The organism is Paraburkholderia sp. EG287B, assembly GCF_040965595.1.
Taxonomy (GTDB): domain Bacteria; phylum Pseudomonadota; class Gammaproteobacteria; order Burkholderiales; family Burkholderiaceae; genus Paraburkholderia.
The window spans coordinates 24,410-48,928 of record NZ_JBFRCG010000022.1 but is presented as its reverse complement, the minus strand read 5'-3'; the positions used below and the strand labels follow the sequence as shown (position 1 = coordinate 48,928).

The 24,519-nt window shown below is 62.7% G+C and carries 24 protein-coding genes; 1 reads left to right on the top strand and 23 read right to left on the bottom strand.

Going from position 1 to position 24,519, the window contains the following annotated elements; all coding sequences use genetic code 11:
• Nucleotides 1–19 precede the first annotated feature (19 nt).
• From AB4Y40_RS33765 to AB4Y40_RS33665, 21 genes are all read right to left on the bottom strand, one after another.
• Nucleotides 20–3,016: an LPD7 domain-containing protein gene (locus AB4Y40_RS33765; protein WP_368691529.1), complete on the bottom strand. Its 2,997-nt coding sequence runs from the start codon at nucleotides 3,014–3,016 to the stop codon at nucleotides 20–22.
• 22 nt (nucleotides 3,017–3,038) lie between these two features.
• The gene (gene mobC / locus AB4Y40_RS33760) at nucleotides 3,039–3,440 is read right to left on the bottom strand and encodes a plasmid mobilization relaxosome protein MobC (RefSeq protein WP_133189207.1); all 402 of its coding nucleotides are present in this window, start codon (nucleotides 3,438–3,440) and stop codon (nucleotides 3,039–3,041) included.
• Nucleotides 3,441–3,502: 62 nt separating this feature from the next.
• Nucleotides 3,503–3,838 (bottom strand): killer protein, encoded by a 336-nt coding sequence (locus AB4Y40_RS33755; protein ID WP_368691528.1) that lies wholly within the window; start codon nucleotides 3,836–3,838, stop codon nucleotides 3,503–3,505.
• Between the two features lie 39 nt (nucleotides 3,839–3,877).
• Complete coding sequence (locus AB4Y40_RS33750; RefSeq protein WP_368691527.1) at nucleotides 3,878–4,369, bottom strand: hypothetical protein; 492 nt, start codon at nucleotides 4,367–4,369, stop codon at nucleotides 3,878–3,880.
• Nucleotides 4,366–5,094 carry a StbB family protein gene (gene stbB, locus AB4Y40_RS33745; RefSeq protein WP_368691526.1) on the bottom strand — a complete coding sequence of 243 codons (729 nt, stop codon included), beginning with the start codon at nucleotides 5,092–5,094 and terminating at the stop codon, nucleotides 4,366–4,368. Before stbB ends, AB4Y40_RS33750 begins: the two co-directional genes overlap by 4 nt.
• Before the next feature lie 41 nt (nucleotides 5,095–5,135).
• Nucleotides 5,136–7,736 (bottom strand): DUF5710 domain-containing protein, encoded by a 2,601-nt coding sequence (locus tag AB4Y40_RS33740; RefSeq protein ID WP_368691525.1) that lies wholly within the window; start codon nucleotides 7,734–7,736, stop codon nucleotides 5,136–5,138.
• Nucleotides 7,729–10,050 (bottom strand): type IV secretory system conjugative DNA transfer family protein, encoded by a 2,322-nt coding sequence (locus AB4Y40_RS33735; protein WP_368691524.1) that lies wholly within the window; start codon nucleotides 10,048–10,050, stop codon nucleotides 7,729–7,731. The genes AB4Y40_RS33740 and AB4Y40_RS33735 overlap by 8 nt, the downstream gene beginning before the upstream one ends.
• A 97-nt stretch (nucleotides 10,051–10,147) precedes the next feature.
• Nucleotides 10,148–11,299 (bottom strand): ATPase, T2SS/T4P/T4SS family, encoded by a 1,152-nt coding sequence (locus AB4Y40_RS33730; protein ID WP_368691523.1) that lies wholly within the window; start codon nucleotides 11,297–11,299, stop codon nucleotides 10,148–10,150.
• A 21-nt stretch (nucleotides 11,300–11,320) separates the two neighbouring features.
• Nucleotides 11,321–12,529: a type IV secretion system protein VirB10 gene (virB10, locus tag AB4Y40_RS33725; RefSeq protein WP_368691522.1), complete on the bottom strand. Its 1,209-nt coding sequence runs from the start codon at nucleotides 12,527–12,529 to the stop codon at nucleotides 11,321–11,323.
• Nucleotides 12,522–13,358: a TrbG/VirB9 family P-type conjugative transfer protein gene (locus tag AB4Y40_RS33720; protein WP_368605626.1), complete on the bottom strand. Its 837-nt coding sequence runs from the start codon at nucleotides 13,356–13,358 to the stop codon at nucleotides 12,522–12,524. The genes virB10 and AB4Y40_RS33720 overlap by 8 nt, the downstream gene beginning before the upstream one ends.
• Nucleotides 13,355–14,257 carry a virB8 family protein gene (locus tag AB4Y40_RS33715; RefSeq protein WP_368691521.1) on the bottom strand — a complete coding sequence of 301 codons (903 nt, stop codon included), beginning with the start codon at nucleotides 14,255–14,257 and terminating at the stop codon, nucleotides 13,355–13,357. Before AB4Y40_RS33715 ends, AB4Y40_RS33720 begins: the two co-directional genes overlap by 4 nt.
• Before the next feature lie 185 nt (nucleotides 14,258–14,442).
• Nucleotides 14,443–14,832: a hypothetical protein gene (locus AB4Y40_RS33710; RefSeq protein WP_246089383.1), complete on the bottom strand. Its 390-nt coding sequence runs from the start codon at nucleotides 14,830–14,832 to the stop codon at nucleotides 14,443–14,445.
• On the bottom strand, nucleotides 14,825–15,757 hold the full coding sequence (locus AB4Y40_RS33705) for a type IV secretion system protein (protein WP_133189223.1): 933 nt from the start codon (nucleotides 15,755–15,757) through the stop codon (nucleotides 14,825–14,827). Before AB4Y40_RS33705 ends, AB4Y40_RS33710 begins: the two co-directional genes overlap by 8 nt.
• A gap of 14 nt (nucleotides 15,758–15,771) precedes the next feature.
• Nucleotides 15,772–16,422, bottom strand: a complete 651-nt coding sequence (locus AB4Y40_RS33700) for a type IV secretion system protein (RefSeq protein ID WP_133189225.1) — start codon at nucleotides 16,420–16,422, stop codon at nucleotides 15,772–15,774.
• A 486-nt stretch (nucleotides 16,423–16,908) separates the two neighbouring features.
• Nucleotides 16,909–19,308 (bottom strand): transporter, encoded by a 2,400-nt coding sequence (locus tag AB4Y40_RS33695; protein ID WP_368691520.1) that lies wholly within the window; start codon nucleotides 19,306–19,308, stop codon nucleotides 16,909–16,911.
• Nucleotides 19,299–19,496 (bottom strand): hypothetical protein, encoded by a 198-nt coding sequence (locus tag AB4Y40_RS33690; RefSeq protein ID WP_368691519.1) that lies wholly within the window; start codon nucleotides 19,494–19,496, stop codon nucleotides 19,299–19,301. Before AB4Y40_RS33690 ends, AB4Y40_RS33695 begins: the two co-directional genes overlap by 10 nt.
• Complete coding sequence (locus tag AB4Y40_RS33685) at nucleotides 19,489–19,917, bottom strand: VirB3 family type IV secretion system protein (RefSeq protein ID WP_368691518.1); 429 nt, start codon at nucleotides 19,915–19,917, stop codon at nucleotides 19,489–19,491. Before AB4Y40_RS33685 ends, AB4Y40_RS33690 begins: the two co-directional genes overlap by 8 nt.
• 6 nt (nucleotides 19,918–19,923) lie before the next feature.
• The gene (locus AB4Y40_RS33680) at nucleotides 19,924–20,268 is read right to left on the bottom strand and encodes a hypothetical protein (RefSeq protein ID WP_133189231.1); all 345 of its coding nucleotides are present in this window, start codon (nucleotides 20,266–20,268) and stop codon (nucleotides 19,924–19,926) included.
• Nucleotides 20,269–20,280: 12 nt separating this feature from the next.
• Nucleotides 20,281–20,949, bottom strand: coding sequence for a lytic transglycosylase domain-containing protein (locus tag AB4Y40_RS33675; RefSeq protein WP_368691517.1), 669 nt, complete (start codon nucleotides 20,947–20,949; stop codon nucleotides 20,281–20,283).
• 40 nt (nucleotides 20,950–20,989) lie between these two features.
• The gene (locus AB4Y40_RS33670) at nucleotides 20,990–21,208 is read right to left on the bottom strand and encodes a hypothetical protein (RefSeq protein WP_368691516.1); all 219 of its coding nucleotides are present in this window, start codon (nucleotides 21,206–21,208) and stop codon (nucleotides 20,990–20,992) included.
• Nucleotides 21,209–21,211: 3 nt separating this feature from the next.
• On the bottom strand, nucleotides 21,212–21,424 hold the full coding sequence (locus tag AB4Y40_RS33665; RefSeq protein WP_368691515.1) for a hypothetical protein: 213 nt from the start codon (nucleotides 21,422–21,424) through the stop codon (nucleotides 21,212–21,214).
• 700 nt (nucleotides 21,425–22,124) lie between these two features.
• Here AB4Y40_RS33665 and AB4Y40_RS33660 point away from each other — a divergent pair.
• Complete coding sequence (locus AB4Y40_RS33660; RefSeq protein ID WP_368691514.1) at nucleotides 22,125–22,517, top strand: helix-turn-helix domain-containing protein; 393 nt, start codon at nucleotides 22,125–22,127, stop codon at nucleotides 22,515–22,517.
• Between the two features lie 13 nt (nucleotides 22,518–22,530).
• Here AB4Y40_RS33660 and pxpA read toward each other — a convergent pair whose 3' ends face one another.
• Together pxpA and dctP are read right to left on the bottom strand one after the other, a co-directional pair.
• Nucleotides 22,531–23,307: a 5-oxoprolinase subunit PxpA gene (pxpA, locus tag AB4Y40_RS33655; RefSeq protein WP_133189241.1), complete on the bottom strand. Its 777-nt coding sequence runs from the start codon at nucleotides 23,305–23,307 to the stop codon at nucleotides 22,531–22,533.
• A gap of 129 nt (nucleotides 23,308–23,436) precedes the next feature.
• Nucleotides 23,437–24,414: a TRAP transporter substrate-binding protein DctP gene (gene dctP, locus AB4Y40_RS33650; protein WP_165979536.1), complete on the bottom strand. Its 978-nt coding sequence runs from the start codon at nucleotides 24,412–24,414 to the stop codon at nucleotides 23,437–23,439.
• Between the last annotated feature and the right edge of the window lie 105 nt (nucleotides 24,415–24,519).

Genomic DNA, 24,519 nt, shown 5'->3' with positions numbered 1-24,519 from the left:
TTGCCGGGCCGATCGAGCATCAGAGGGTCGGCTTACCGTCCTCGGAGGGCTTCGGCCAATCCTGTGCCGGTCGATCGGAGTGCGCCTGCGGCAGTGGATCGGCGGGCGGACAGGCACCAGACGTGCCGAGCGCGTCCAGCACCTGCTGGTCGACGCGAGCGTGGCGATACTGATCCATCGCCCGGTTCAGTCGCTCGTCGCTGAACTGCACGCGCAGCCCGGCGTCCACGGCCACCCTCGCGGCCGCCATCTGGTGCGCGTCGTCGCCAGTCAGTTCGAGCGTGCGGCCGAACTTGCCCTGCGCGAGCCGCAGCCCGGTTTCGATGGCGGACCGCTCCGCCTGCAGCACCTGAACGCTTGTGCCACGATCACGAACAATGTCGCGGCCGTCATGCCGGTAGGTAACGTCGCCACGTTCGTTGACCGACCAGGATAGGCCCGGCGAGCGGAAAATGATCGCATTGTATTCGTCCTGCGCGTGCTGCCGTGGCGTGTTCGGCCGGATCACGTTGAACGCCTCGCCGCCGATCCCGGCATCGACCTTGACCGCGCCCGATACACGCTCCGGGCCCGCAGTGCGTCGCAACTCCTCGAGCGCGCGCTCATCGCCCTCTTCCGCCCGCGTGCGCAGCCAGCCGGAAAAGCTCGGGCCGCCTGCGGCTCCGAATTTATCCTTGAGTGCCGCCCGCTCGCGTGCGATCGACTCCCGCAGCGCGTCGTCGCGGCCCAGCTGCCCGGCGCGTGCGAGCGACGTCGCCGCGCGTCGACCAGCCGGTGTGAGCCGCACATCCTGCCGGATTTCCGCGCGCCTCGTGTCGAACGCTGCGCGGATCTCAGCGCGGCGCCACTGTTCATTTGCGCGCTGTGTGAGCCACGCGTCGGTACGGGCCACGACATGCGCTTCGCGCGCGACCGAGTATTCGCGCCAGAGTGCCGCGCGTGGCAGCTCGCGCGGAGCCGGAACCGGCTCACCGGCCTGCTGTCGCTCATACACTGCGCGTAGCAATGGAGCGGCTTCACGCCACGACAGATTCAGTTCTTTAGTCAGGAAGTCCGACACGTTGAGGTTGCGCGAGCCCGCGCGGATGCGATCGGTGCCGTCGCGGCCCGTCATGACCGCATATTTCGCGGGCCGCACGCCGTGGGTGTGCGACAGTTCGGCAAGCAGGCGACTGGCATCGAGACCCTGGCGAATCTCACGAAACTCAGTGTGCCGACTACCTGACTCATCACGCTGCCGCAGCTCGCGCGCGAGTTGCGAGACCACGCTGTCCGAGACGCGCCCCGTGTGTCGCGGTGTGGCATACGTGGCGTCGTCGGTGTGAGAGCGGCGCGACCGGTACGGTGGAGCATCAACCGCCAATGCGTGCGGCGTCCGCAGGATTGGCCGGCCTGCCTCGAACTCGAACGACGCGTCGATCGAGTCGAACCGGTCTGGAAACGCGTCTCGCCGGTCGCCCGAAAACCAGCCTGGCGGCGACATGCCGGATGGTGTCCATGCCGGATGCTTCCGCATCAATGGCAGGGTGTCGAACGGATCGCCGAACGCATAGTGCCTCTCAAGCGCACGGTGGTACGCGTCCAGCCCGACTGGGGGAGCTGCGTGCCCTACTCGTTGCGCTGCAGGCTCTCCATCGCGATCTGTAGCCCGTCGCAGGCCGTGCGCGGATACGGCGCCGTCTGGCTCCAGCTGGTGAAACGCATGATGCGGCAATAGCACTGCAGATCGATGTCCGATGCCGTCCACAGGGCGGCCGGGCACGTTTCGCACAGCGTTGAAGGGTTCGGGCGCCGGGTACGCCCCACCTGGGATAAGGTCAAACTCGGCATCGAGCCCGCCGTATCCATCATCGAAGGGTTCGGACGTGTCGAGTTCTGATTCGCGCGCGCCTGGCCCGTCGACGACGTCGGGCGGCTGGGCGCCGAATTCAAATGCGCGTCCGCTTCGTTGAAGGTGTCCTGCGAAGCCGGGTAGGGAGTCGTCTGCTCGTTCATGATGTGCCTTCAGATGTTGTGCGTAAAAGCCGCGTTCGAGATCCGCAAGCATCAGTTCGCGGTCGTGAGGCGAGGATTCCTGGTAACGCTGGTACTGACGGCTACCGCTGTTGAGATACTTCACTTCGCGCGCGCGGGTGGTGTACCACTCATCCAGCACGGCCGCTATGTGCGCTGGTGTGCGTCTGGGCGCAACGCCAGCCTCATAACGGTCGGCCGCATCTGCCGACAGCGCCTGCAGCTTCTCAGCGGTCGGCAGTGCGATGAATTCAGGCGTGAATACGTATTCCTTGAGGTTCACGCCCTTGTCGGCGCCAGCCGGCTTCACATTCAGGTAGGCGCTGTCGAGACCGGTGTTGCGCATGCGCACGGCACCGTACTCGTGCAGCAGCGCCATGAAATCCGCATGGGTCTCTATCTGGCGATCCAGCACCGCGTCAAGAATCTGTTCCTTCAGCTCGCGACTGTTGGCACGGAACAGGTCGCCACGGTAGCGGCTGATCATTTCCGATGCGTCGGTCAGCAGCGTGCGCCGGTTGTCTTTCGGACTCGCAAGGCCATACTGCCCGTTGACATGCTCCTGGAACGCGTCGATGAAGCTCAGGTTGGAGCGCACGTAGCCGAGCGGTTCCAGGTGCCTTTCAGCCAGCAGGTTCCAGCGCGGAATGACGATATGGATGTGCGGCTTGCGCTCAACCAGTTCGCCAGTGCGCTGGTCCACATAGCTCTTGATCCGGGGCAGGTGTGCCTCGGCATAGAAGCTGTATTCGTCCGGGCGGTAGGCGTGCAGCGCGAACGCCTCGAACTCCCGCACGATCTGAAACATCGTTTCCCGGGCGACGTGATCCTCCTTGAAGGAGAGCGTGATGGACAGGTAACGTTCGACACCGGGTGCGGCATTGATCGACTGGATCACTGCGTCGGTCAGGTCGAGATCACCGGCGAGTACCACACGTTCATCAAGGTCGTCGCGATCCAGGTCGCGGCCAACCTTGCGGCCTTCCTCGAGGTACTGCTTCACGCCGTCGTGACGGCCGTCCACTCTAATCAACACGATGGAGATGGGCCTTCAGCAGTTGCGTGATCAATTCCAGCTCGTCGACCAGGGCGACAAACGTGGATTCGGATAGCCGACCAGCCACGCGCGCCGTGTTCGCCACGTGCACAAGCTGGTTGAGGTTGTTGCCAGTCTTGTTGATCACGTACATGATTCGTTGCCGCTCAATGGTCGCGGGTGGGCGCGCGACGATCTGCGTGCGGTTCGTCAGGATGCATTCGCGCAAAAAAACAGACGGACTCATGCCGGAGCGTTCGACCTTTTCATTGAAGACCTGCCACTGTTCTTCGGTGAGCCGCGTGCTGACCGGCCTGCCGAGCGCCTTTTGCGCTTTTTTGCGACCACGGCGCCTGGCTTGCGCCACAACATTGAGATCGTCTGCGCTCATCGCATGTTTTCCGTTACCAGAGAGACATCGGGCAGCGAACTGCCGCCACCGGCGTGCAACAGTCAGGGGCCGTACTGGGTTCGCCCGTATTGCGAATTGACTGGCCCCTTCACGTCACTCCCGGCTGACTGGCACTGGTTCAGGAAATCGCCTCGCGCGTTGGCCGTGCCGCCCTCATCGAAGTGACCGTGATGAAAACGGACGATGGAAAAGTAGCCCGTCTCGTATTCGGCGCACGTCTTGCCGCCATTGCCACCCATGATCAAACCGGCAAGACAGAGCACCGCGCCACACGCGTCCTGGTTATCATCGGCGTGCGCCCGCGGCGTGCCGAGCGCACAGGCCAGTGCCGCACTGCACAGCGCGGGCGCAATCGACCGTCGTTTCATTGCGTTCATGATCTAACGTTCCTCTCGAGGCGATGCGGTGGTTTTCGGCTAGGTGAGCGTGTGTGCCAGACGGGCGACGACCCAGATGAGCGCGGCGCCCGCGCAAAACGCAATGCCCATGAAGGCGACGAGCGAACCGGTTGCTGCAACTGCCGGATTCGTGGGTAGGATGCGACCACGCGATTCAACGGCAGCCCGCAGCCGCGCCAGTTCGTCCACGACATCCGCTGTTGCCGCACGTCTTGCCTGGTCAGCCGCCTTCGCGGCCACCTCGCCGATGAACGCCTGGCGCGATTGCGTGAGCAGCTTCGTCAGTTGCGTGTTCTCCTCGCGCAGCGCCTGCACCGTCGCGGTCAGCTTCTGGTCGGTGGACTCCATCAGCGCGACAACATGGTGTTGTGCATCCACGACCTTCATCTGCTCGATCAGGATCTCCGCGAGCACGGCCAGCTCGTTCGACGCCGGCATCGTGGCGATCACCTGGCCAAGGCGCTCAGACGCTCGCCCGGCGTGATCCAGCTGCGGCGTCGGCTCGTTCATGCATGGACCCCTGCCATCAGCGCGTTAAATGCCTGATCCAGCAACGGCTGGATCGACAGCGCCTTGCGTTTGAAGCCAACCAGCCTCACGAGACGGTCCTTCTCCGGGGCGCTGGCAGCGTCGACCAGCTGCGCCTTGTAGTCCATCCCGTCGGTCGCGATATCGTGGATCGTGCGACCGGCGGCCGCCGCAAGCGTAAACACGTCGTTCCTTGGGATCAGCGCATCCTGATTCAGTTCGAAAGTCCGCTTACGCTCATGCAGTTCGAACAGTTGCCCGAAGTGCCGGCGCAGCGTCAGCTCGCGTTCCTCGCTCCTGACCAGATCGACCTTGTTCAGCAGCACACGGATGCGCCCAGGCTCGACACCGAGATCCGCGAGCATGTCGATCGTCTTGATGGTGTCCTTCATCTGCTTGCTCTCCGGTTCGACCGGCACAATGAAGCACGCGTAATCCTCCTGTGCCCCTTCGGCACCATCGAGGCGCTTGAGATACTCCTCGACGTTCGATGCACCGATATCGACCAGCAGATCACGGCCGCGCATCAGGTCGTCATGCAGTTCATCAAAGCGCGCGGCAATCATCACCTCGACCTTCGGGCCGGCCGAGTCATCCGTATTGATTGACTCAATCTGGCGTACCGACATGGACGGCAGCCTTGGAGCGAGCAGTTCGCGGGTCACGGTAGTCTTGCCGACGTTGCCTGAGCAGTTCACGATAGCCATACTCATTTCGAAATCCTCATCAATATTGGGAGTTTCGCCACTTACATCACCTTCGGCGCCAGGCCGCCTGTCTGCGCTTGCGCGGGCAGCCGGCTGTTCGACGGGCCCGATGCAGGCGCGGCCTTCGGCGCCGTCCACGCCGCATGCAGCTCGGCCGCGCGCCTGTCGACCTCGGCCGGGCCGGCGTCACGACCCAGTTCGCCGCGTGCAATCCGGGCCTCGATCTCCGTGCCCGCCTGCATGCGAGCGTCGAACCGGCGAATCACCTCGGCACGCATGCGCGCGGGTGCCCGCTCAAGTGACTTTTCAAGGACTTCGCGCAACTGCGCGACGGTTTTGGGTGCTTCAGGCGTGGGGGGTGCCGCCATGTCCGCTGCAGGCGAGAAACGCGCAGCGCGCAGTGCCTTCGACGGCGCGGCCGCTGGATTCTCCGTCGCCGGGTTCGCCTTCTGCGCGACATCCGGCGAGGGTGACGTTCCGGCCTTGATCGTTAGTGCCGCACGTTCACGCTTCGCGGCCTCAAGCAATGCCTCGTCGCTTTCGGCCGGCTTGAAGCCCTTTACGTCCACATCCGCGAGGGACGCTTCGATCCACGCGTTGCGGCAGAACGTTTCGCTGCCGCGCACGACGATTGAATCCCAGTTCTTGGCCTTCGCCACCGCCACCATGTCGGCAATCGTTGCGCGATCGTTCTGCCGGGAGTTCAGGCGTGTCCCCACGTCCTCGAAGTGCGGCTGAGTGGTCGCTCCTGGAGCCCGCTGCGCGCCCGGCTTATCTTCCATGCCTTCGAGCTTCCAGAACCGCCCATCCTTCACCAGGTAGCGCGAGGCGACGTGAGCGGGCACGTCGTAGCCGTCTTTCGTCACGACCGGCTTGCGTGAGGCAGGATCGACGCCGATCTGGTTGTCGCTGCTGTCGGCGACACCGGCAACGCCAGCCTCGTGCGCGTCTGCCGCTGCACCGGCGTCGCCCGCGTGCTGCCCTGGCATCGGCTTGCCCTGTTCGCGCAGCAACCGCTCGGCGGCCGCCCGCTCGCCGTCGCGCACCGTTCGCACGCGCTCCAGATCCTGCGTCGACACGGAATCGAACACCGGACGCTCGGGTTCGTTCGCCGGATTTTTTGCGTCCGTTTCATTCTGTGCGGACGTCTGCGTGCGCTGGATCTGCGTGTCGATCATGCCCGACACCGCCGGTGCGTCCATCGACGTATCGTTCGCAGCGCGGCCGGGCTGAACGACAGGTTCGTTAGCCGCCGCCGCGTTGACAGTCGGGCGAGCGACGTCCTCGTTGCCGGGCACGGCGTTTCCCGTGATGCCACGCAGCCGCATTGCGTCGTCGATTGCCGCTGCATCGCCGACGTCGGCAAAGGTCACCGCATCGCCATCCGTCTTGACGTCCGGCTGCGCCTGCGAGGCTGGAGATTGCGCCGGTGATGCATCCTGCCTGTCGAGTGCTTCACGCACGTGGGTCACGAACGGCTCGCGGGCGGCGGGCGACAGAAACGCAAGCTCATGATCGAGCGCGGCGACAACTTCGGGCGCGCTCTTGCCTTTCCCGAACGCCTCGCTGATGCGCCCTGTCAGCTCGCGAAAGTCGGCCAGGTCTTTCGCCACCATCGACCAGTCAGTTCTATCCTCGTGCTCACGGCCGGTCGCAGGCATCGTGGCCACAGGTTCGAGCGCTTCGGCGATGTCAGCGAAGGTGGCAATGCCGTCGTTGCGGTCTGGCTCGCGATGGCGATGCCGGTGTTGCGGCGCGACGCTTGCCCCGTCAACCGGAGACGCGTCGTCCACCGGGTCGGAATCCGTCACGTCGCGCGCAGGCGTGCGCTCGTCGATTTCCATCGGACTCAAGCCCGCTTCATCGCGAAGTTTGGCCAGCGCTGCGGCTGCCCGTGGCGGCAGGGTCCCGGCCGCAAAGCCAGTGCGGTTGCGGATCTGCTCGCCAATCGCGCGCTCGCCATCGACAGCGTTGCCGGACATGCGCCACGCTTCACGATGGATCGACTCCAGCCGCTGCTCAAGCGCGAGCGTATGGTTGACCTCGTTGCCTCGCAGCGTGATCGCCGTCGTAATCGACTGGATCATTTCACGAAAGCGCCGGCCGAGCGCCGCGTCGTCCAGCTTCGGCTGAGCAGCGTGCCGGCCAACGCGCGCGCCCTGCACATACAGATGTTGCCGGTCGGCGAAATACTGGTGCCGCGCCTGGACACTGGCGTCCCGCACTCCGTCAATCATCTCGAACGCGGAGGCACCCTGCGCGCGCAAGCGGTCCCGTGCCTCCAGCCCTGCCTTTTCCGCGGCGGCCTGAAGGGAGTCCCGCACGAAGGCGTGGGACTCATCGAGCGGTTGACCCATTAGCTCGCTCAGCCGTACGGCTTCCCGCTCGATGTCGGCTTCACTGCCGAACAGCGTCTGCTGCTGCCCGCGTACTGGTTGACGTGCCGGCCGGCCGTCCTGCGCTGTCTGCGGCTCATGCGCTGGAATCCACCGCGCAAACGGCCCAACGTCAGTGCCACCCGGCACGTACCATTTTTTCGATCGCCGGTCGAACCTGGCGCCCAGATCGTGCGCCGCGTCCTTCTCCCTGAACGGGACGTCCAGATACGTCCGTTTGCCTTTCGGCCTTTTCGGGTCAGCCATTTAATACCTCCTTTGCCTCGTTGTCCGCCGGCGCGACAGACGCGAGCGCCGGTTCAATCCCGTCCTGGACAGCGTCATCCCCGCCTGCCACGTTGAAATCGATGCGGATACCCCCGAGCATTTCGCGCACGTCCGCGCGCATCACGACGCCGAGCTCGGCCAGGTCAGCCTCGAAGCCTGCGAGCGCCATGCCGGTCGCGAGTGGCCCGGGTGTGCGATGGTCGAGCGCGAGAAGCTCGGCCGCGGTCAACGGCTTCGCACCGGCCTGACGTGCAAGACGGATCTCGCCAGCGGCCCTCGCCGACAGCGCCGCGTGATACGTCTCGGGGCTGTGCGTCGGGATACCGTTCGCGCGCAGCTCACCGGCACGCCAGGCCGCCTTGATTTCGTCTTCGGTGGGCAGGCGCTTGTTGATTGCAGCGAGCATCGGACTGACCGAGCGCATGCGGTCGATGAACAGGTCATCCTCGTAATAGGTCGCCTTCTCGCACAGGATCGAACGCTGGAAACCAAGCACGATTTCCTGGTCCTGCTCCATGCGCTTCAGTTCCTGATCGAGCATCAACGCGCGGCCCTGATCTGACGTGTTCGTGCCGGTCGACGTGTTGCGGCCGTGATTACGGCTTTTCGAGGTTGCCTTCTCGGTGAACGTGCCGAGGGTCTCGGACAGTTCCTTTGCATCCTGCTGGTTGCCAGGCGCATACGCCACCAGCACTGCGTGGTTGGTAATCAGCGTGCGCGCCCCGGCCGGCCCGTACAGATCGTTCGGCTCCAGCTGCGCCTTCGACTGCAGGATCGTGAGCAGGCGAATCCAGTACCCCGCGATGAACGCGTTGCCCTTGTCGAGTACCTCGATACGACCGAGCGCAGTAAATTCGTCCCCCACGCCAAGACACTGATATTTGATGGCCGGATCGTCGCCCGGCAGCACGTCGAGGTTGTCCTCGATCCACTGCGTGTAGAACAGGTTGCCGAGCAGGCTCGCGACGGCAAGCTCACGCACCGGCAGCACAACGTAGATCGACATCAGCTCGCGCCGCACGCGGTCGAGCTCGAAGTCGCATGCGCTCGTCGCCTGGTCGACGATCGGGTTGCTGAACAGGCGCAGACCGGCGTTAAACGTCGCAACAATGTTCAGCATCGTCTCGTCGGGCGAGGCCAGCACGCGCGAAAGCGCGCCCAGGCAGTCGCCCGACAGTGGCACCCCCTTCTGCGGCTCGTGCTGCATCAGATCCGACAGGTGCTCACGCACTTTCTTGTCGGGCGTGCTCGCGAGCCGCAACACCTGTCCGAACGTGCAGTCACCCGTCATCTCCATCAGGTAGAGTGCAAGGCCCATGAACAGGTCACTCGCCTGCTCATAGAAGAACTTGTTGCGCCCGTCGGTCGTGTGATACAGGCGCGCTGCGATCGCCTGCAGGCGACCGACCCGCACGAAGGGTGCACTCTTCGCAATCCTGAAAAGCGGATTCCAGCGGTGCGTGTAGCCAGTCTGATCAAATGGCGCCCAGCGAAACACCTGCTGGCCGCAGGCCTGCCGGTAACGCGACGTCAGGTCGTAGTTCTCTCCCTTCACATCGAGTACGACCACCGAATCCGGAAAGGTGAGCAGATTCGGGATCACAATGGCCGCACCTTTGCGTGAACGCGTTCGCGCAGCAACCATCACGAACTCCGTTCCGCGGAACGTCAGGTACTTGCCCTTGAACCGCCCGACGATGATCGACGGGTCGCGGTGATCGCCCTTGCGGCCGCCCCTGTTTCGCCCGCGCCCGTTGGCCTCATCGAGCAGGCCATACCGCTGGACCTCGTAGCTGTAGGCAAAGCGGGCATCGCCATGCAGTTCGCGCTTCGGCTTCATGACCAGCGCCGCGACGATCGCCGCTACCGGTACAAACGGCACGATGACCGATGCCGCTGTCGCCATCTGCAGCGAGCGTTTCACCGCCTTCACGTCGCCAAAGTCGCGCCAGTAGTCGTGCAGCGTCCACAGGCCGATTGCGGAGTCCGGCAGCTTTTCCAGCTTCGCAAACAGCATCGCGCCGACGTACTGGCCGGCGGCAGCGAGACCGATCAGAACCACCAGTGCAAGCAGACCGCCCGCGATGATCCGGTCGGCAAGCGTCGCGGTTTTTAGCAGCACGGCGCTCGCACACACGCCCCACAACGCGCACGTCACGACGACGAGAGCAATCACGGCGCCCATTTCGACTGGATCGCTGATCGCATCGAGATGAAGCAGACGGCCGGCGGCGAACACGACTGCGCCGGACACAATGGCAAGCAGGCCGCCAACAAGGAGACGGGCTTTCATGCTGACGCTCCCACTGCCGCGTGCGTCTGCCGCTCCAGGGGTTCCCGGCCGGTATGCCCGCCACTGTCACCAATGCCGGAGTCGTTCGGTCGCGCTCTCATGCATCACCTCGCAGAAACCTGTTTTTTGTCGCCGGATCAAACCAGATTTCCGTCAGATCGCGGTTCTCCATGAACAGCACCACGTCGACCGTCGTGCGGATCTCGCGCATCAGGTAATCGAACGGGAGCGTCTGGCCGACCGGGCTTTGCTTGACCAGCGTGGCGATGCGCGTGAGCGTCGCGATCGAGTCGTTCGCGTGCACCGTCGTCAACCCACCCTGGTGCCCGGTGTTGAGCAGCGTCAGGTAGTCCCAGGTTTCGTCGCCGCGCAACTCCGCAAGCAACACGCGATCGAACTTCATGCGCAACGTCGCCTTCACCAGGCGTCGCGCCGGAATCGCCTCGCTGTAGAAGAGGTGAACGTGATTTCGATGCAGTGGCAACGGCAGCTCGTGGGTATCCTCGATCGTCGCCAGACGCGCCTCGCGCGGAATGATCGGGATCAGGTCGGCCAGCGCCTTCATCAGCGTGGTCTTGCCCGAGCCCGTGCCGCCCACGAGCACGATGTTCAGCCGGTTCAGGATGGCCAGCTTCAGAAACCGCACGACATCGCGCTGCGCGAGCGCGTCGAGCATCTCATGCTGGAAGCGCGCCAGGCCATAGGCGCCCAGCGCCCGGGACGGATTGAACACCGCAGTGGCACGACTGACGTCCATACCCTCTGAGCCCGCCCGTGCCGCTGCGGCATCGATCTCGCCCTTCGTCATTGCGCCACTACCGCCGGGTGCGCCCCGGACCACATCACGGAACCTGGCGAACCGCCCGGCGTCCGACCACTGCTGTACCGAAAGGCGCGTTGAATTCGGCACGCGGATCGTCAGCGACACCGTACCCGGCTCGCACGCCGGTGGAATCACGATCTGGCCACGCTCGCCGTCGGGCAGGCGCACCGGCTTTTCCGGCTCGGCCGCCGAAAGCGGCGGCTTCGCCTTGTTGTAGATGGCCAGCGCCGGTGCGAACTGGTTCAGCATTTCCAGCGACGCATTCGGAAGATCATGGCGCTGCCAGCCGTCGCGCGTTTCGGTCCAGCCTTCATAAGGACGGTTAATCGCAAACTCGGTGACGCCCGGCATCGCAAGCATTGCGGCGATGCCGAGTGTCTTGAGGTGACTGCGTACCGTAAGACTGTCGTCGTATTGCATACTCATAAGCACCCCGAATTTAATGAATCAAGGCGTCGCCAGTTCGTACACGTCGGAGAAGTCCACATCGCGCGCAACGAAGATCGTCGTCATCGACCCGTACTGCGAGTACGCGGTCGGCGGCACGTTGATGGTGTTGCGCAGCGCTTCGGCCGCTACCTCACCACCGGCATTCGTGGTGTTGTTAAACTGGATGCCGCTACTGCCTGAGTTCGCGGCCAGTGTCGACAGCGCCTGACCGGCATCGCTGATCAGGCTGACCATCATGGCGCCGCCAAACCGCGTCCAGAAGTGGTTGTCGACGTAGGCCGGCAGACCACTGCCGCCGAGCGCATCGGCCGCCGGCGAATCGAGTTGCACCTTTACGCCGTCAGGCGTCGTCAGCCGCGTCCAGATCACGAAGATCCGCGCCTGACCCTGCATCAGCGCCTGCCGCTGCTCGCCCACGACCTCGGAGCCACGCTCGACCAGCAACACCTTGCCGTTCGCCGAGTACACGTCTTTCGCCACATGGCAGGTGGTCATGCCCGGGTAGTCGGTCACGATCTCCGCACCCTGCACGCACGGGATCGTGGTGCCCGCGATCAGCAGGTAGTCACGCGACGGCATCAGTTCCGCCTTCACCGTTTCCAGCTTCGATGGCTGCAGCTTGCTGTCCAGTCCATCCTTCGCGAATCCGGTATGCGAACCGGTCAACCCGGGCGTGCCACCAGGGGCTGGCGCGTCGGGCGTCCTCTCATCCTTTGAGGTGAGCAGCACGTCGCCATCGAGCTTGCGTTGCGCCGGCGTCTCCACCGCGCTGGCCGCCGTCGCTGCAGCGGCGCCGTTTCCATTCACTGCACTGGCTGCGTTCGCATGCGCAGGTGTAGCAAGCGCCGCGCTAGCTGCAGCCGCTTCCGACGCCATCGCCGCTTCCTCTGCCCGCTGCTTTTCGATCTTTGCCTTGTCGCGCGCAAAGTCGTGCCGGTCATCTGACGGCTTGTCCTTTGCCGCTTCCGCCCTTGCCGCCTCGGACTCGGCGTGATGCTGCGCCGACCACCGTTTGATCGCGACTCCCACTGCGATCGCGCCGAACAGCAGGATCAGCACCATCCCAATGACGATCGGAAGCATCCGGAACGGGCTCCTGCGCTTCGTGCGGCCAACACCCGGCACCCCGCGCTCGCCTATGCCGGCGGGCTCGACCGGTGTCGGGTTCGCCAGGTTTGGACCGTTCAGATTGATATCGTCACTCACCGCCCGCCTCCTTTTGCTTCACGAGCCGCACTGTGCCCGGAATCGTCGTGCCTGTCGGGTTCAGCTGGCCGTCTGGCCGGTAAGCGTTGTTGCGGATGCCGAGCACGGCGTCCCCCACGCGCAGGTTGAAACGCTCCGCCGTGTCGTGCACGACGAGCACGGGGCCGCGCATGTCGTCAGGATTGACGAGCGCTTCCTTGCCGTCCCCGTACACCCGATAGATCTGCGGCAGATCACGGCTCGTTCTGAACTCGAAGTAGGTAAAGCGGCCGTCATCCCACAGCGCCGTGGGTGCGAGTGTCGTGTCCCCATGCATGTCGTAATTGAAGTTGCCCACGCCAGACGCGCTGACGGTCTGTGCGAGCAATGCCCGCGCTTCGGCCGAGCGCACCGCGGCGGCCGCCGACGCCTTTGCACGCGTGTCCGGATAATCGAAGGTCAGCGACCAGACTGCCTCCTCGTGCCTCCTGACCGGGACCAGCTTGAGCACATAGCGACGTCTGTTCGTGAGCAGAATCAGGTTGGTGGCCGCCTGCGGTGCCTTCGGCTTGAAGAAGAAGCCGTTGCCGGCTGGGCCAGCCGTCCATGCCTTACCGTCGCCCATGCCGCCGCCGTCAATTTTTTCGCCTTTCTCGAAGACGAGGACAGTCGCCTCGCCCGGGCGATAGGCGATCCGGTACGTCTCATTCGGGTCATACACGGCGCACGCAATGTGCCGGTCACTGCCGCACGCACCGGGCACGACTTCGGCGACAGCCGGTAGCGACATACCGAATAGCGCGGCAGCGATCGACGCTGCAGCAAGCGCTTTCGGGAACCGGATGGTCATGGGTTGGCCCCTCCGGCCGGTGCGCTCAACGACATACTCGACGGTGCCGACTGGGACGATGTGGCCGCCGACGGCATCGGTGTCGCGCCGTCTGAGGTGCTGCGCGTCCAGTCGCGGTCGACCGAGTAGCTGGTGACACGAAAGCCCGTTGGATTGAGCTCCTGTTCGTCGCTGCGGGTCGGCAGGTCGCCTATCTCGTAGGTGATCGTCGCGACCCAGTATTCGGTTTTAGGTGGTGCTGGCGTCGAGCCACCCTGCGACGACAAAGAAATCATCGTCTTCGAGAAGAACACCTGTGCTGTTGATCCAACGAACGTAATTGCACCTGGGCGCACGATCACGCGATATTTGTCGGTGAGCACGTTTTGCGGCGAGTTCTTGCGGTTGTAGAGCGCCGCGTACAACGCCTGCTCGCGTGGCGAGTTCATCAGCGTCACGGTGTCGTACGCATCCTGGATCGTGTACCAGTCGTACTTCTCACGCAGCTTGACATACGTGCGCAGTGCTGCCCGCACCTCGAGTTCACCGAACGTCACGGATCCGCTGTGCGCGACATCAATCACCTGCACGTCGCCGGTCGCAGTATTGTCCTTGATAATCACCGGTGGTGACGGTCTCTTTAGTTCTACTAAGGCTGACGAGCCAAGAATAGAAATCAATGCGACGAACATGGCCCCGCCCGCAACACGCCATGCAATCTTGGTCATGTTTTCCTGCAGCTGCTGCCGGGACTTCTCGAACGAGAGCGCTTCCCTGAAATACATCCGCGCCATCTCGCGTGGATCGGCGTCGGCGAGTTTCGCCGCAATGTGCTGCAGCGCGGTCGCGCAATTGCCGTCGACGGCAGCCACGACTGGCTCAGCCTGCGCCCGCGCCGGCTTCCACGACATCCATTTCATGGCGCACTCCCCTGTGTCGTATGGTTGACGGGCATCCACGGCCCCTCCGGTTGCGTTGGCTTTGGCGCCGACGAGCACGCAGCAAGGAGCGCGGCGCAGCAAAGCACGACGATTAATTTCACGTCAGTCTCCGGTTGGGGTGTACCGTCCGCCGTCACTGGCTGCTCCGACGGACAGCCCATCATTTACTTCGAGCGTTCAAACTCAGCACCGGGAACAACAAGATGTCCAGTTGCCTTGTCGATCGTGATGACGTACGGAACCCCACCACTTACAACCATCTTTCCGTCCTGCGCTACTGCTGGTTCTCGCACGATTTTCCATTTATCCGCTTCGCCGTCGGCACCGAGATTGGGAACCTTGTGTGAAACGTAGAAGTCGTCTCCATCACCATTCCGTGCAATGTTCACTTCGAACCAGCCGTTCTGGCTGACGCGTTTCCATGTGCCCACAAATTCGTTGCCGTCATGCTTACCGCAACCGAATTGTGTCAATGACACAATGACCACAACTGCCGCGGTCATAAACCGGATGGCCCTCATCGATTCCTCCAGGTAGTAGTCAAGATCAAGCACGGCCGATCGAGTTAGTGGACGCTGACGATGCGTCACCTCTGGAACCACCCATCAGCATCATCGCCCTCATGGCTCCACTGGCCGCGTTGCCGATCTTACCGACCATCGATGAGATGCCTACGCCACCTGCCAATTGCGATGCAAGTGACGGCATGCTCAGCGACACCACGATGAACACCAGCCCTGCAGCGATAATCTTTCCTTCAATGGCGTAGGTCAGCATGACATCGCTGACACTGAAGCTCTTCGGCAGCACCGAGGTCATAAAGCTCACCTCGATTGCACCCACTGCACCGAACAGCGCAACGAGCAGACCATAGTTCAGGCATTGCCCAACCCAGTTTTGGAAAAATTGCCGTGTCGGGGGAAAGAGCGCCGCGACGATGAACGCGGGCCCGAGCGCAAGCAGCAATCCAAGTGCGAACTTCGCAAGGATGATGTAGGCCGCAGCAATAGCAAGAAATGGCACGCCGACTAGGAGGATGCAGAGTGCGAGCACTGAGACCTCGACGTATAGCCCAACGTCAGTAACGCCTAATCCGTTGTACATGCTCTTGATAGCGGATATATAGAGATTCAACAGCGTATCGAGCCCACTACTCAGGCTGTTGCCCCCCATCAAGGCACTACTTAGATCGTCCCCGAGGCCATTGAAGAATGGCACCACATACTCGCTGTAGTAGCTGATATTCATCCCGAGCGTGAGCACAGCCGCCCACCCTGCCATCTTCAGGAGGAAGTCGGATATCGGGCTGTCGTTGTGGCCACGCCAGTACGACACGAGTACGAGCAGGACATAGAGACTAAAGCAGGCAGCGACCAGTGGGCTGATCAGTGAGATCATCCGGGCCGAGCCGGTATTGATCGTGTTCAGCACGTTCTGATCGAACGAGTTGAACATTTCGGTAAAGATCTGCAGTTCCATGATCGCACTCCGCGTTATTGATCGGCGTTGTCGTCGCCGTTCAGCCGTTGCTGCATGTCGTTATGGGCAGCCTGTTGCGCGAAATCCTTCTCCGCATCCTGAAGTCGCGCCGCGAGATCGAGGCGCATCTTTTCCGCGTTGATCGACGAGTTCTCTGCCGCCCACCGGTTTTGCAAATCGGCCTTCGCCGCCGGATCCTGCGTGAGATTAGACTGCTGCATCAGCTGCTGGATGTTCGTCAGCCGGTCGATCGATGCCTGATACGAGCGCATCGCCATTGCCTTGTTGGCGGCCAGAGTATCGTTCAGACGTTGCTGCCCGGGCGTGTACGCGGTCATCCCCTCCTGGCTCTCGATACTGCTGGCGAGGCCGCTGATGCCGTTCAACTGCCCGCTCTTCACTTCGTCGTAGACCGACTGCCACTGATCCGGCAGATAGTTGCGCAGCGACGGGTCATTGAAGATGTTTCCGAGGCCGCGATTGCCGATCGTCGACTGGTACTGCTCCGAGAGCAGGCTGTATTGCTGCTCCAGCTGCTTGACAGTCGAGATCGCCTGCGCGATCGCCTGCAGGTCGATCACCGGGACACCCTGCGCGTGCGCTGCCTGCATCGAGAACGTGGCCACGATCAATGCGGCGCCCGTCAAATTGCAGATGATTTTCATCGCCATGCTCCCAAGCTGGACTGCTGCTGTCGGCAAACCATAGCCAGCACGTCGAGGTCGTGCGGCACAATCGGCCGGTGCCTGATGGTGACTGACATTGACATACGCACGCTCCACGCGTGCCGCGCAGATCCGCGAGTGAAATGTCGATCGGCCTATATGGCTTGACCAGAAAACGGTCAAGCCGATGGACGTAGACGCACCACAACCCAAGGATGACGAGCAGGCAGGTCTCCGCGACCAGTGTCCCGCGCGCCCGACCACGCGTGCTGGCCGTACTGCCTTCCCACATACCCAGACCGGGAAGGCCGAAATACAGTGTGGCGGCGGCCAGTCCCGCGCAGCCAGTCGCGCAAGCCACAAGCGAAACGCGCGCGGCGCCCACTCTCCAGCGCCAGCGCCAGTCGTGCTCGTCCGCCCGCTCCTTGAGGTGTTCGCGCGTCGCTGGCTCGATCGCCGACGAAAGGTGAAGAGCGTGTGTCGTCGTCATTCGGTTTCCTCCACAACCTCGGCCTCGTGCCTGCGATCGCGTTTGCCCTTGCGGCGAGCCTGGAACAGCTGCATTCTCAGATCCGTGTCGCCATGTGCGTCGCGCGTGCATTCTTCCCAGATCGCAACGTTGTCCAGACTGCTGGAAAGCACCGCGATCTCGTCGTTCATGCCGCCCAGGTCCAGTGTCGCAAACGCCGACTGGTTGCTCTGCTTGATCAGGAACGTGCGAGACTCCTTCGACAGCCTCTTGAGCGTGTCGAATTCGCGGTCGGTCAGGTTCAGGAGCTTGTAACCGTCGCGCGTCGCGTCCGGATTCGGCAGATAGATCTTTGTCGCCGTCAGGTCGCGGATCTCAGCGAACACCGGACACTGGATTGCGTCCTCCGGCGACTGCGAATCCAGGATCAGGAATTCGTCTGCCTTGCGGCCCGTCTTGAGCGACTTGCGGATCAGCTCCTGCGTGGTGGGGTAGCTGGCCGGCAGCCAGAATTCGGCAATCACCGTCGCGAGCAGGCCGCCCCTCTTCTGCATCTGGTCCTTGAGGTACAGCAGGTGTGCAAGCACCGGCTCCGTGGCGGCATAGTCTTTCTTCAGGAAGTCAGTGACGTCGAAGCCGATCCGGCGCACGTCGGTAATGTTCGTCAGCGCATCGGGTACGTTGTCCAGCGCCCATGCGAATCGACCGTTAGTTGCTCCACACCACTGGCTCAGACGGACCCATAGACCGCTCTCGTCGCCCGTATCCGGAATCGACTCCAGCAGGCGGCTGAAAGTCCTGTGCTCGATGTTCTCCAGCTTCATGACGGTGTCGACCGCGTGCTTGATCTGCCGCTGGTCGTCAGCACTGAGTTTGCCGCTCTCGTCGCGGCAGCACGCACCCACCAGGTCGTAAAGGTGCGCGAGGTTGCGCTTCGTCTCGGGCAAGCCAAACGGCGCAAGACCGGTCGGCTCGCCTTCGCGCAGCGTGTAGTAGACAGCGCCCATCTCCTCGAGGAAGATCCGCAGACCCTGATCGAGATCGAGCGCGAAGATCTTCGGGTCGAACCGCTCGAGGAAGGCGAGCAGCATCGTCTCGAGGGTGGTCTTGCCCGTGCCGGTCGAGCCGAGAATCAGCGTATGGCCGGCAACCTTCTCGCCCACGCTGTCCTCATCCAGGCGCGAAGCGTGACAGTTCAGGCTGAACAGGCTTTTCGCAACGGTCTGCACCGGCATGAGGGCCGAACCGTCGCCGAGCGGATTGCCGCGTGCCTTGCCGGCCGAATAGGTATGCATCGAAAACGACGACGCGAGACTGCGGGTCGATTTCGGCATCGGCCGCGGCTTCGTCCTGAATCCCGGCACCTGGCTCATGTACGTGAATGGCGCCGATGCCGTCGCCTTCACGAACTTGAAGCCGCAATCGTTCAGCGCCCGACTTGTTACGTATGCGCCGTTACTGATTGCCTTCTCCGGCGTGTCGCCGTACACGACGAGTGCACCGTGATAGTCGCCGAATGCGAGATCGCGACCGGCGATCAGCGCCACCGCATCCTCCAGTTCCTTGATCTGGTGCTTCGCCTTGTCTTCGACCGACCTCAGCTGATTGATCTGGTCTTCGATCGCCTTCATCGCTTCGGCAGTGCTCAGACAGCCCAGGCTCTGTGTGAAGGTGAATTCGACGGGCAGCGACAGCAGCGGATTCGTCTGCCCCCAGCCGGCCTTCGGAAAATCCTTCAGGTCGTAGCAGACCGCGAACCGGGTTGAGCGATCGGTGCGGATCTCAACCGTGTCGTAGTGGAAGTGCAGGTGCGACGTCGGGATCAGGTCGCGTCCGGTTGCCTGCGTGACCGGCACGCGCTCGTCGACGCCATTCACGAGCTCGCCAATGAACTGATACGCCTCCGAGAACAGGATGCCGTTGTGCCCGTATGCTTCGAGCAGTTGAGGATCGTAGGCAACGAGAGCCTTCATCAGCCCCTCGCCCAGCTCCTCGAGCTCGCGCACCGTCTCGTCCAGGTCGTCGCCCTGCAGGATCGCGGTGATGTAGAAACTGTTCTCGAAGTGATCGTGCCTGCGGAAACGCCGCAGGTATTTGTCGACGGCCTGCTGGATGAACGGATTGCAGAAACGGTACTCGTCGCCGAACGAGATGCGACGGCGGCGAAACGTGGTCCACAGCGACAGGCGATTGCCTTTCTCCAGCGTCATCGCTGCCAGCTGACGGTTCCAGCTGTCGTAGCGCGCTTCGATCTCGCCACGGCTCACCGATTCGAATGGGACGCCGTTCACGCGCATCACGAGGAAAGCGCCGCCGTTGTCGATGCTCGTCGCCGTTTCCGACACCGGACGGCCGATGCGCGGCAGCTTGTCCTCCGCGGACGCAACGAGCCGGTTCAATTCGTTGCTCACGCGCATGCTTCGTCTCCCGCGTACGGCATGTCGTCCGCGCCGCGAATGCGACGGCGCTCCTCCGCGGGCCGGCGAAACACGTCATACATCGTCTTGCCCGAACCCTGAGCACCAACCGTCATGGTGTGGCCCACAATGGACGGGCACGCACTGGCAGCGCCATCTGACGACGGCGCAGGATTATGGTCATTCATCTTCGTCGTCCTCTGCTTGCGCAAGCAGACGCTGACGCAGCGCCTCGAAGCGCTCAAGGTCCCGGCCGCGCGAAAACGAGCGGGTGTACACGTTCAGGTCGCGGCCATACCGCATCGGTGCGAGCGTGTATGTTCTGCCGAATACCGACACACGACGGCGGTCCAGCCAGCAGCGAAATTCCAGCCACGTCAGGCGCAGTGCCTGGTCATCTGTCTCGCAGACATGCCGGAAAAACAGGAACACGGGCACGCCAGCCGAGCCGATCAACAGACCGCCGGGACCGAGCACGAAGCCAACGACCATACTGGTGATCAGCGATGTGCAGCCAATGATCAGCGCCGGGAACATCGGGACGCCGCCGATCATCGCGGTACGGTTCAGACCCGCGTAGGAGGGGTAAAGCGTGCGTTCGTCGTCCATGGTGATTCAGGCGAAGAGTCCGAAAGCCCAACCTGCGAGCACGAGTGCCGAACCCACGCCGGCCACCTTCGCGATGCCGCCACCAAAGTCATGAATCCAGTCGGCCTTGTTGGACCAGCACTGAACCCCAACCCACAGGAGATACGAACCGGCCATCACGCCACAGAATCCGTAAAACCATAGCGTGAAGGTGTTGGCCGCCGACGTGCCCGCTGCCAGACCACCGCCCGCCCAGGCTCCGCGGGCGGCCATCGACATGGCCACTGCGCCGATGCGCCTCGCATTCCTGCCACGCAAACGCACCAAAGCCGCGGCACGGCCGGTCAAGGGTTCGAGAAGAATCTTCTTCATCTGCCTGCTCCGTCAAAAATCGCCCAGGGCGTCCCAGGCTGGATGGTGATTGACCGGTTGGGCGTGGTCGGCCCCGGTGTCGGTGCTCACTGCGTCATCGGCCCGCCGCACACGGGCCGGGTGCACTGCTGCGCGCGATGCTGTGTGCACAACGGGTGCGTTGCCCACCGGTACGACGACGATCGGCGGCACGACAGCAGCGCTGGCTTCGCTATCGGGCACGTTCGCAGCCACGCGCTGGACATAACTCGTACCACCCACATCCGGTTTGAAGCCGCGCGTGAAATTGCCGCTGTAGTAGCAGCTAAGCGCCGCACGCACGGCATCCTGCGGCACGCGTCCGCCGGCGGCCGCGCGGGTGTAGCAATCGGCGAGGATGACGCCGCCCGCGCGGAGGTTCGCGCACGGATCGAACGCGGTTTCAGGGGTAAGGCCATAGACCCGCAGGTTCGCGCGATTGACCTGGGCCAGGCCCATGCTGTAGTTCCAGCCAGCCGCCTCAAGCGCGCGCACGGTCGCCACCGCCTCGTCGCGGTTGCGCGGTTGGCGCACCAGATGGCCGCCGACCACGCCGATGGCGAAGGGATTGAAGCCGGATTCCACCTTGACGAGCGCCTGCAGGGTGGTCGGATAGACGGCCGGGGCGCATTGCTGCGCGAGCATTGCGAAGTCGACTGGCATCACGACCGCTCCGTTGCGGGCCCAAACGCGAGACGGGTCTTCATGTGGCGTCTCGGTCGCGCCTGAGCCGATGTGCGAGGCCTTCGGCGACGGAAACCGCGACCGCAGGCAACTGGGGCGTCACGCGCTGTTCGACCCAAGGTACGTAGTGTTCGAGAAGCCAGCCCAGACCGCCGCAACCCCAATCGGCGAGCACGCCCAGCTGCAACAGGCCAATTGCGGCCCGCTTTGCAAGACGAAATCCAAAGAGGTTTTGCATGGCTCACGCCCTCCGCTTCTCGCGCGGCCAACCGCGCCTGTAGGCCACGCAGCCGATCGCGGCCCAACCCAAACCCACGATCGCCACAGCAATCAGCTCACGGGGCGATGAACGCCGCTCAACCAACCAGTACGCGAAGCCAAGGAACGACGTCGCCGTCACGAACAGCAGCAGTGCGCACACGCCCTTTTGAATCAACCCAAGAACTGTGCCCATTTCCGTGCCCTCCGATGTGGTCAGCTCCCACTGGCACGCTATCGGCCCGGGGAGCCCTCCCTGCTATCTCTCCTGCCCAGCGTCACACGCACGAACGAAGCCGCGACAGGCCAACTCGTGCATCTGCTCGTCGAAGAAGCGGCGAGTTGCGATTTCGACGTGTGATACGCATACGGATGGGCTGCGCAATTCATTTCGATTGGCGCACCGACCTCATTCAGGTGTCCATATCATAAAATTAGGAATACTTTATATATAAAGCGACTGAAGACTCGCACTGCACGCTCCTTCGATAGATATCACTCAATGGCGACAACTAAGGCCGTGCGCGTTTGCCACGATGCGCGGACCGTAGCGCGTGCCGTCAGCTTCAGCAACGAAGCCCGCTTGAAGTCGCCGCTTTAGTCGCTCACCGTCGCCTACCTCCCTTTCGGGTGGTACTGCGTCGGATACGGGCTGCCGCTCAATGAGCATGTCCTCACTTGCCTTTGAGCTTTCCTGCAACACTCCGCTTACGATAGATTGGGCTGCATCTGCGATGACTCCCTCAGCTTGATACCGGGACGCCGCATCGATCGAATTCATCCCGAGCCTCGTCTAGGGTTTTGAGTGCCATTCAAGCGCCTCTATACTCAGCATGTTTGATCACATTTGCAGAATATAGGCACGTTTGTGCCACTTGTCAACTTTAAGAACATTTATGCCAGAAACCTTTGGCTCGCGACTTATTGCGGAACGCGAACGGCTCGGACTCTCCCAAGGCGAGATGCATGCAATTTCCGGTGCCAGTCGTCGTGCGCAATTCAACTACGAACAGGGCGTGCGTCTGCCCGATGTCGGGTATCTGGCGGCTCTCGCTCAGCGCGGCTTCGACATCCTGTACCTGGTGACGGGGACCCGCGTGATGCGCCACGGTGCTGTCGATGAACATATGCTGTGCCGCGTCCTCGTCTCGGTCGATACCGCTCTTGAAAAGCGTCCCATCAACGCAGAGAAGAAATCCAAACTGGTCGCCCTCATTTACCAAAGTGCGGCCGACTCCGGTCAGGTCGATCTTTTGCTCGTCAAGAAAGCAATCGATCTCGCCTTTTAGGCGGCCCCGCTTTTCAAGCGTGCTCCGGAACGTGCCGCGCAGTGTCCGGCGCCCTGACAGCAATGCCGGCGTCGCGTAAGGCATCGCCGATCTGGTTCGCAAACGCCACAGCATGGGCACCGTCGCCGTGAAGACACAGTGTCCCCGGCTGAATGTTGATGCAGCGGCCATCAATTGCCTTGATCCGGCCATCACGCACCATGCCCAGCGCCTGCTGACACGCCGCTACATCGCTTTCCAACACGGCGTTCGCCTGCGATCGCGGTACGAGCTTGCCTTCCGGCGTGTATGCGCGATCAGCAAAGCCTTCATCAACTGCAAGCAATCCCGCTTCACGGGCCAGGCGGACGAGCAGACCACCAGCGAGTCCGTAGATAAGCAGCCCCGGGTCGTAGTCTTTTATCGCCCGCACGATGGCGAAGGCGAGCTCGTCATTCGCCTCTGCCATGTTGTACAGTGCCCCATGGGGCTTCACATGCACCAAGCGGCCGTTGAGGCCCGCCACGACAGCCGCCAAGGCACCCACTTGATACTGCACGCCGGCATAAACTTCGTCAGCCGGTAGGTACATCGGCGCGCGGCCGAAGTTCTCGCGATCAGGAAAACTCGGGTGCGCTCCGATTGCGACGCCTTGTCGAATCGCCTCGGTCGTGACTCGTCGCATCGTCAACGGGTCGCCAGCATGCCAGCCGCAGGCGATGTTGACCGAACTCGCGAGCTTGATCAGCTCGAAGTCATGCTCAAACCCTTCGCCGAGATCGACGTTCAGATCGATTGACTTTGCATTCATTTCTTCCCTCACATCAAGCCTTACAGTATTCTCGCAGTGCGTATCAACTGATATCGCACCATCACCAACCACCTCATTCCTCGAGTTGCACACCTCGCTGCCGCGACAACGAAAGCAATCCTGGCTCGTTTAATCATCCCAGGCCGCCGCGTCGAGGGTTTCCACCACTCCCGATCGGCAGCCAGTGCCGGCCGGAGCAGTCTGACGATTAATGTAGGCATCAAGAATGGCCTGACCAGCTGGCCCCACCCTACCCAGCCACTCCCGCGCCCTAGCCCGGCCTTCGTTCTGCAGTGTCGCGCGCAGCTCTGGCGAAATCGGATCCTCGATGACCACGCCGTTATTCCTCATGTGCACATAGTTGATCGCCATCCGTTCAGGAAGTGCTTGCCATTCCGCACTCTGCACATCACGAGCAGCAGCTGTGATTTGCCGCTGCCGCTGGGCCGACTGCGCTTTGAAGCGGCTCTCGCTCATCACAAGAAACGAAACCGGGAAGGCGTATCGAACTGCAGCGAAATTCGGAAGTATGCCGGCGAGGGTGTTACCGACCGATCCGTCCCCGGAAGACAGCACTGCATTGATACCACCCTCGCCAACTAACGACTTGACCTGCTCCATAGGCAAACTGGCCGCCTGTGCACCCACGTTGCCCAGCACGGTCGCCGACGTTTCGTCATAGGTCCGAACTTTCAGATGCGTGATATCGCTCGCGCTCTTGAGAGGCGTGAGCGACCAGAGCCCCGTGGGCGGCCAGGGCGACACCACCAGCAGATGCAAACCGGCTTTCGCAAGCGCGCGACGATAGGCTGGCTCCGCAATGCACGCCAATGCTTTCGCGTCCGCTTCGCTACGCGCCAGAAATGGCAACGTTGACAGTTCGAACAGCGGATCGAGCGCGGCCAGATTGCCACCGAAGATGTCTGCTGCGTCGACACCGCCCGCTCGTACGTCGTCGACCAGCTGTGCCGCGCGCCTGCTCGTCCGATACTGGATGTGCGGCGCTATGTAACCTTGCGTTTCCGTTGCGACGTGTTCGGCGAACGAGCGAAGACCGTGGCCTGATACGGTGTCCTCAGGGTATGACGTGACCATCGACCAGTACACGTGCTTATCTCCGAGAGCTGCGCGTGACTCACCAGCGACCAGCAGGCACGCTACCGTGAAGCAAACGGATCGAGCGAGAATCGTAGTTTTCATCGTCAGGAATAG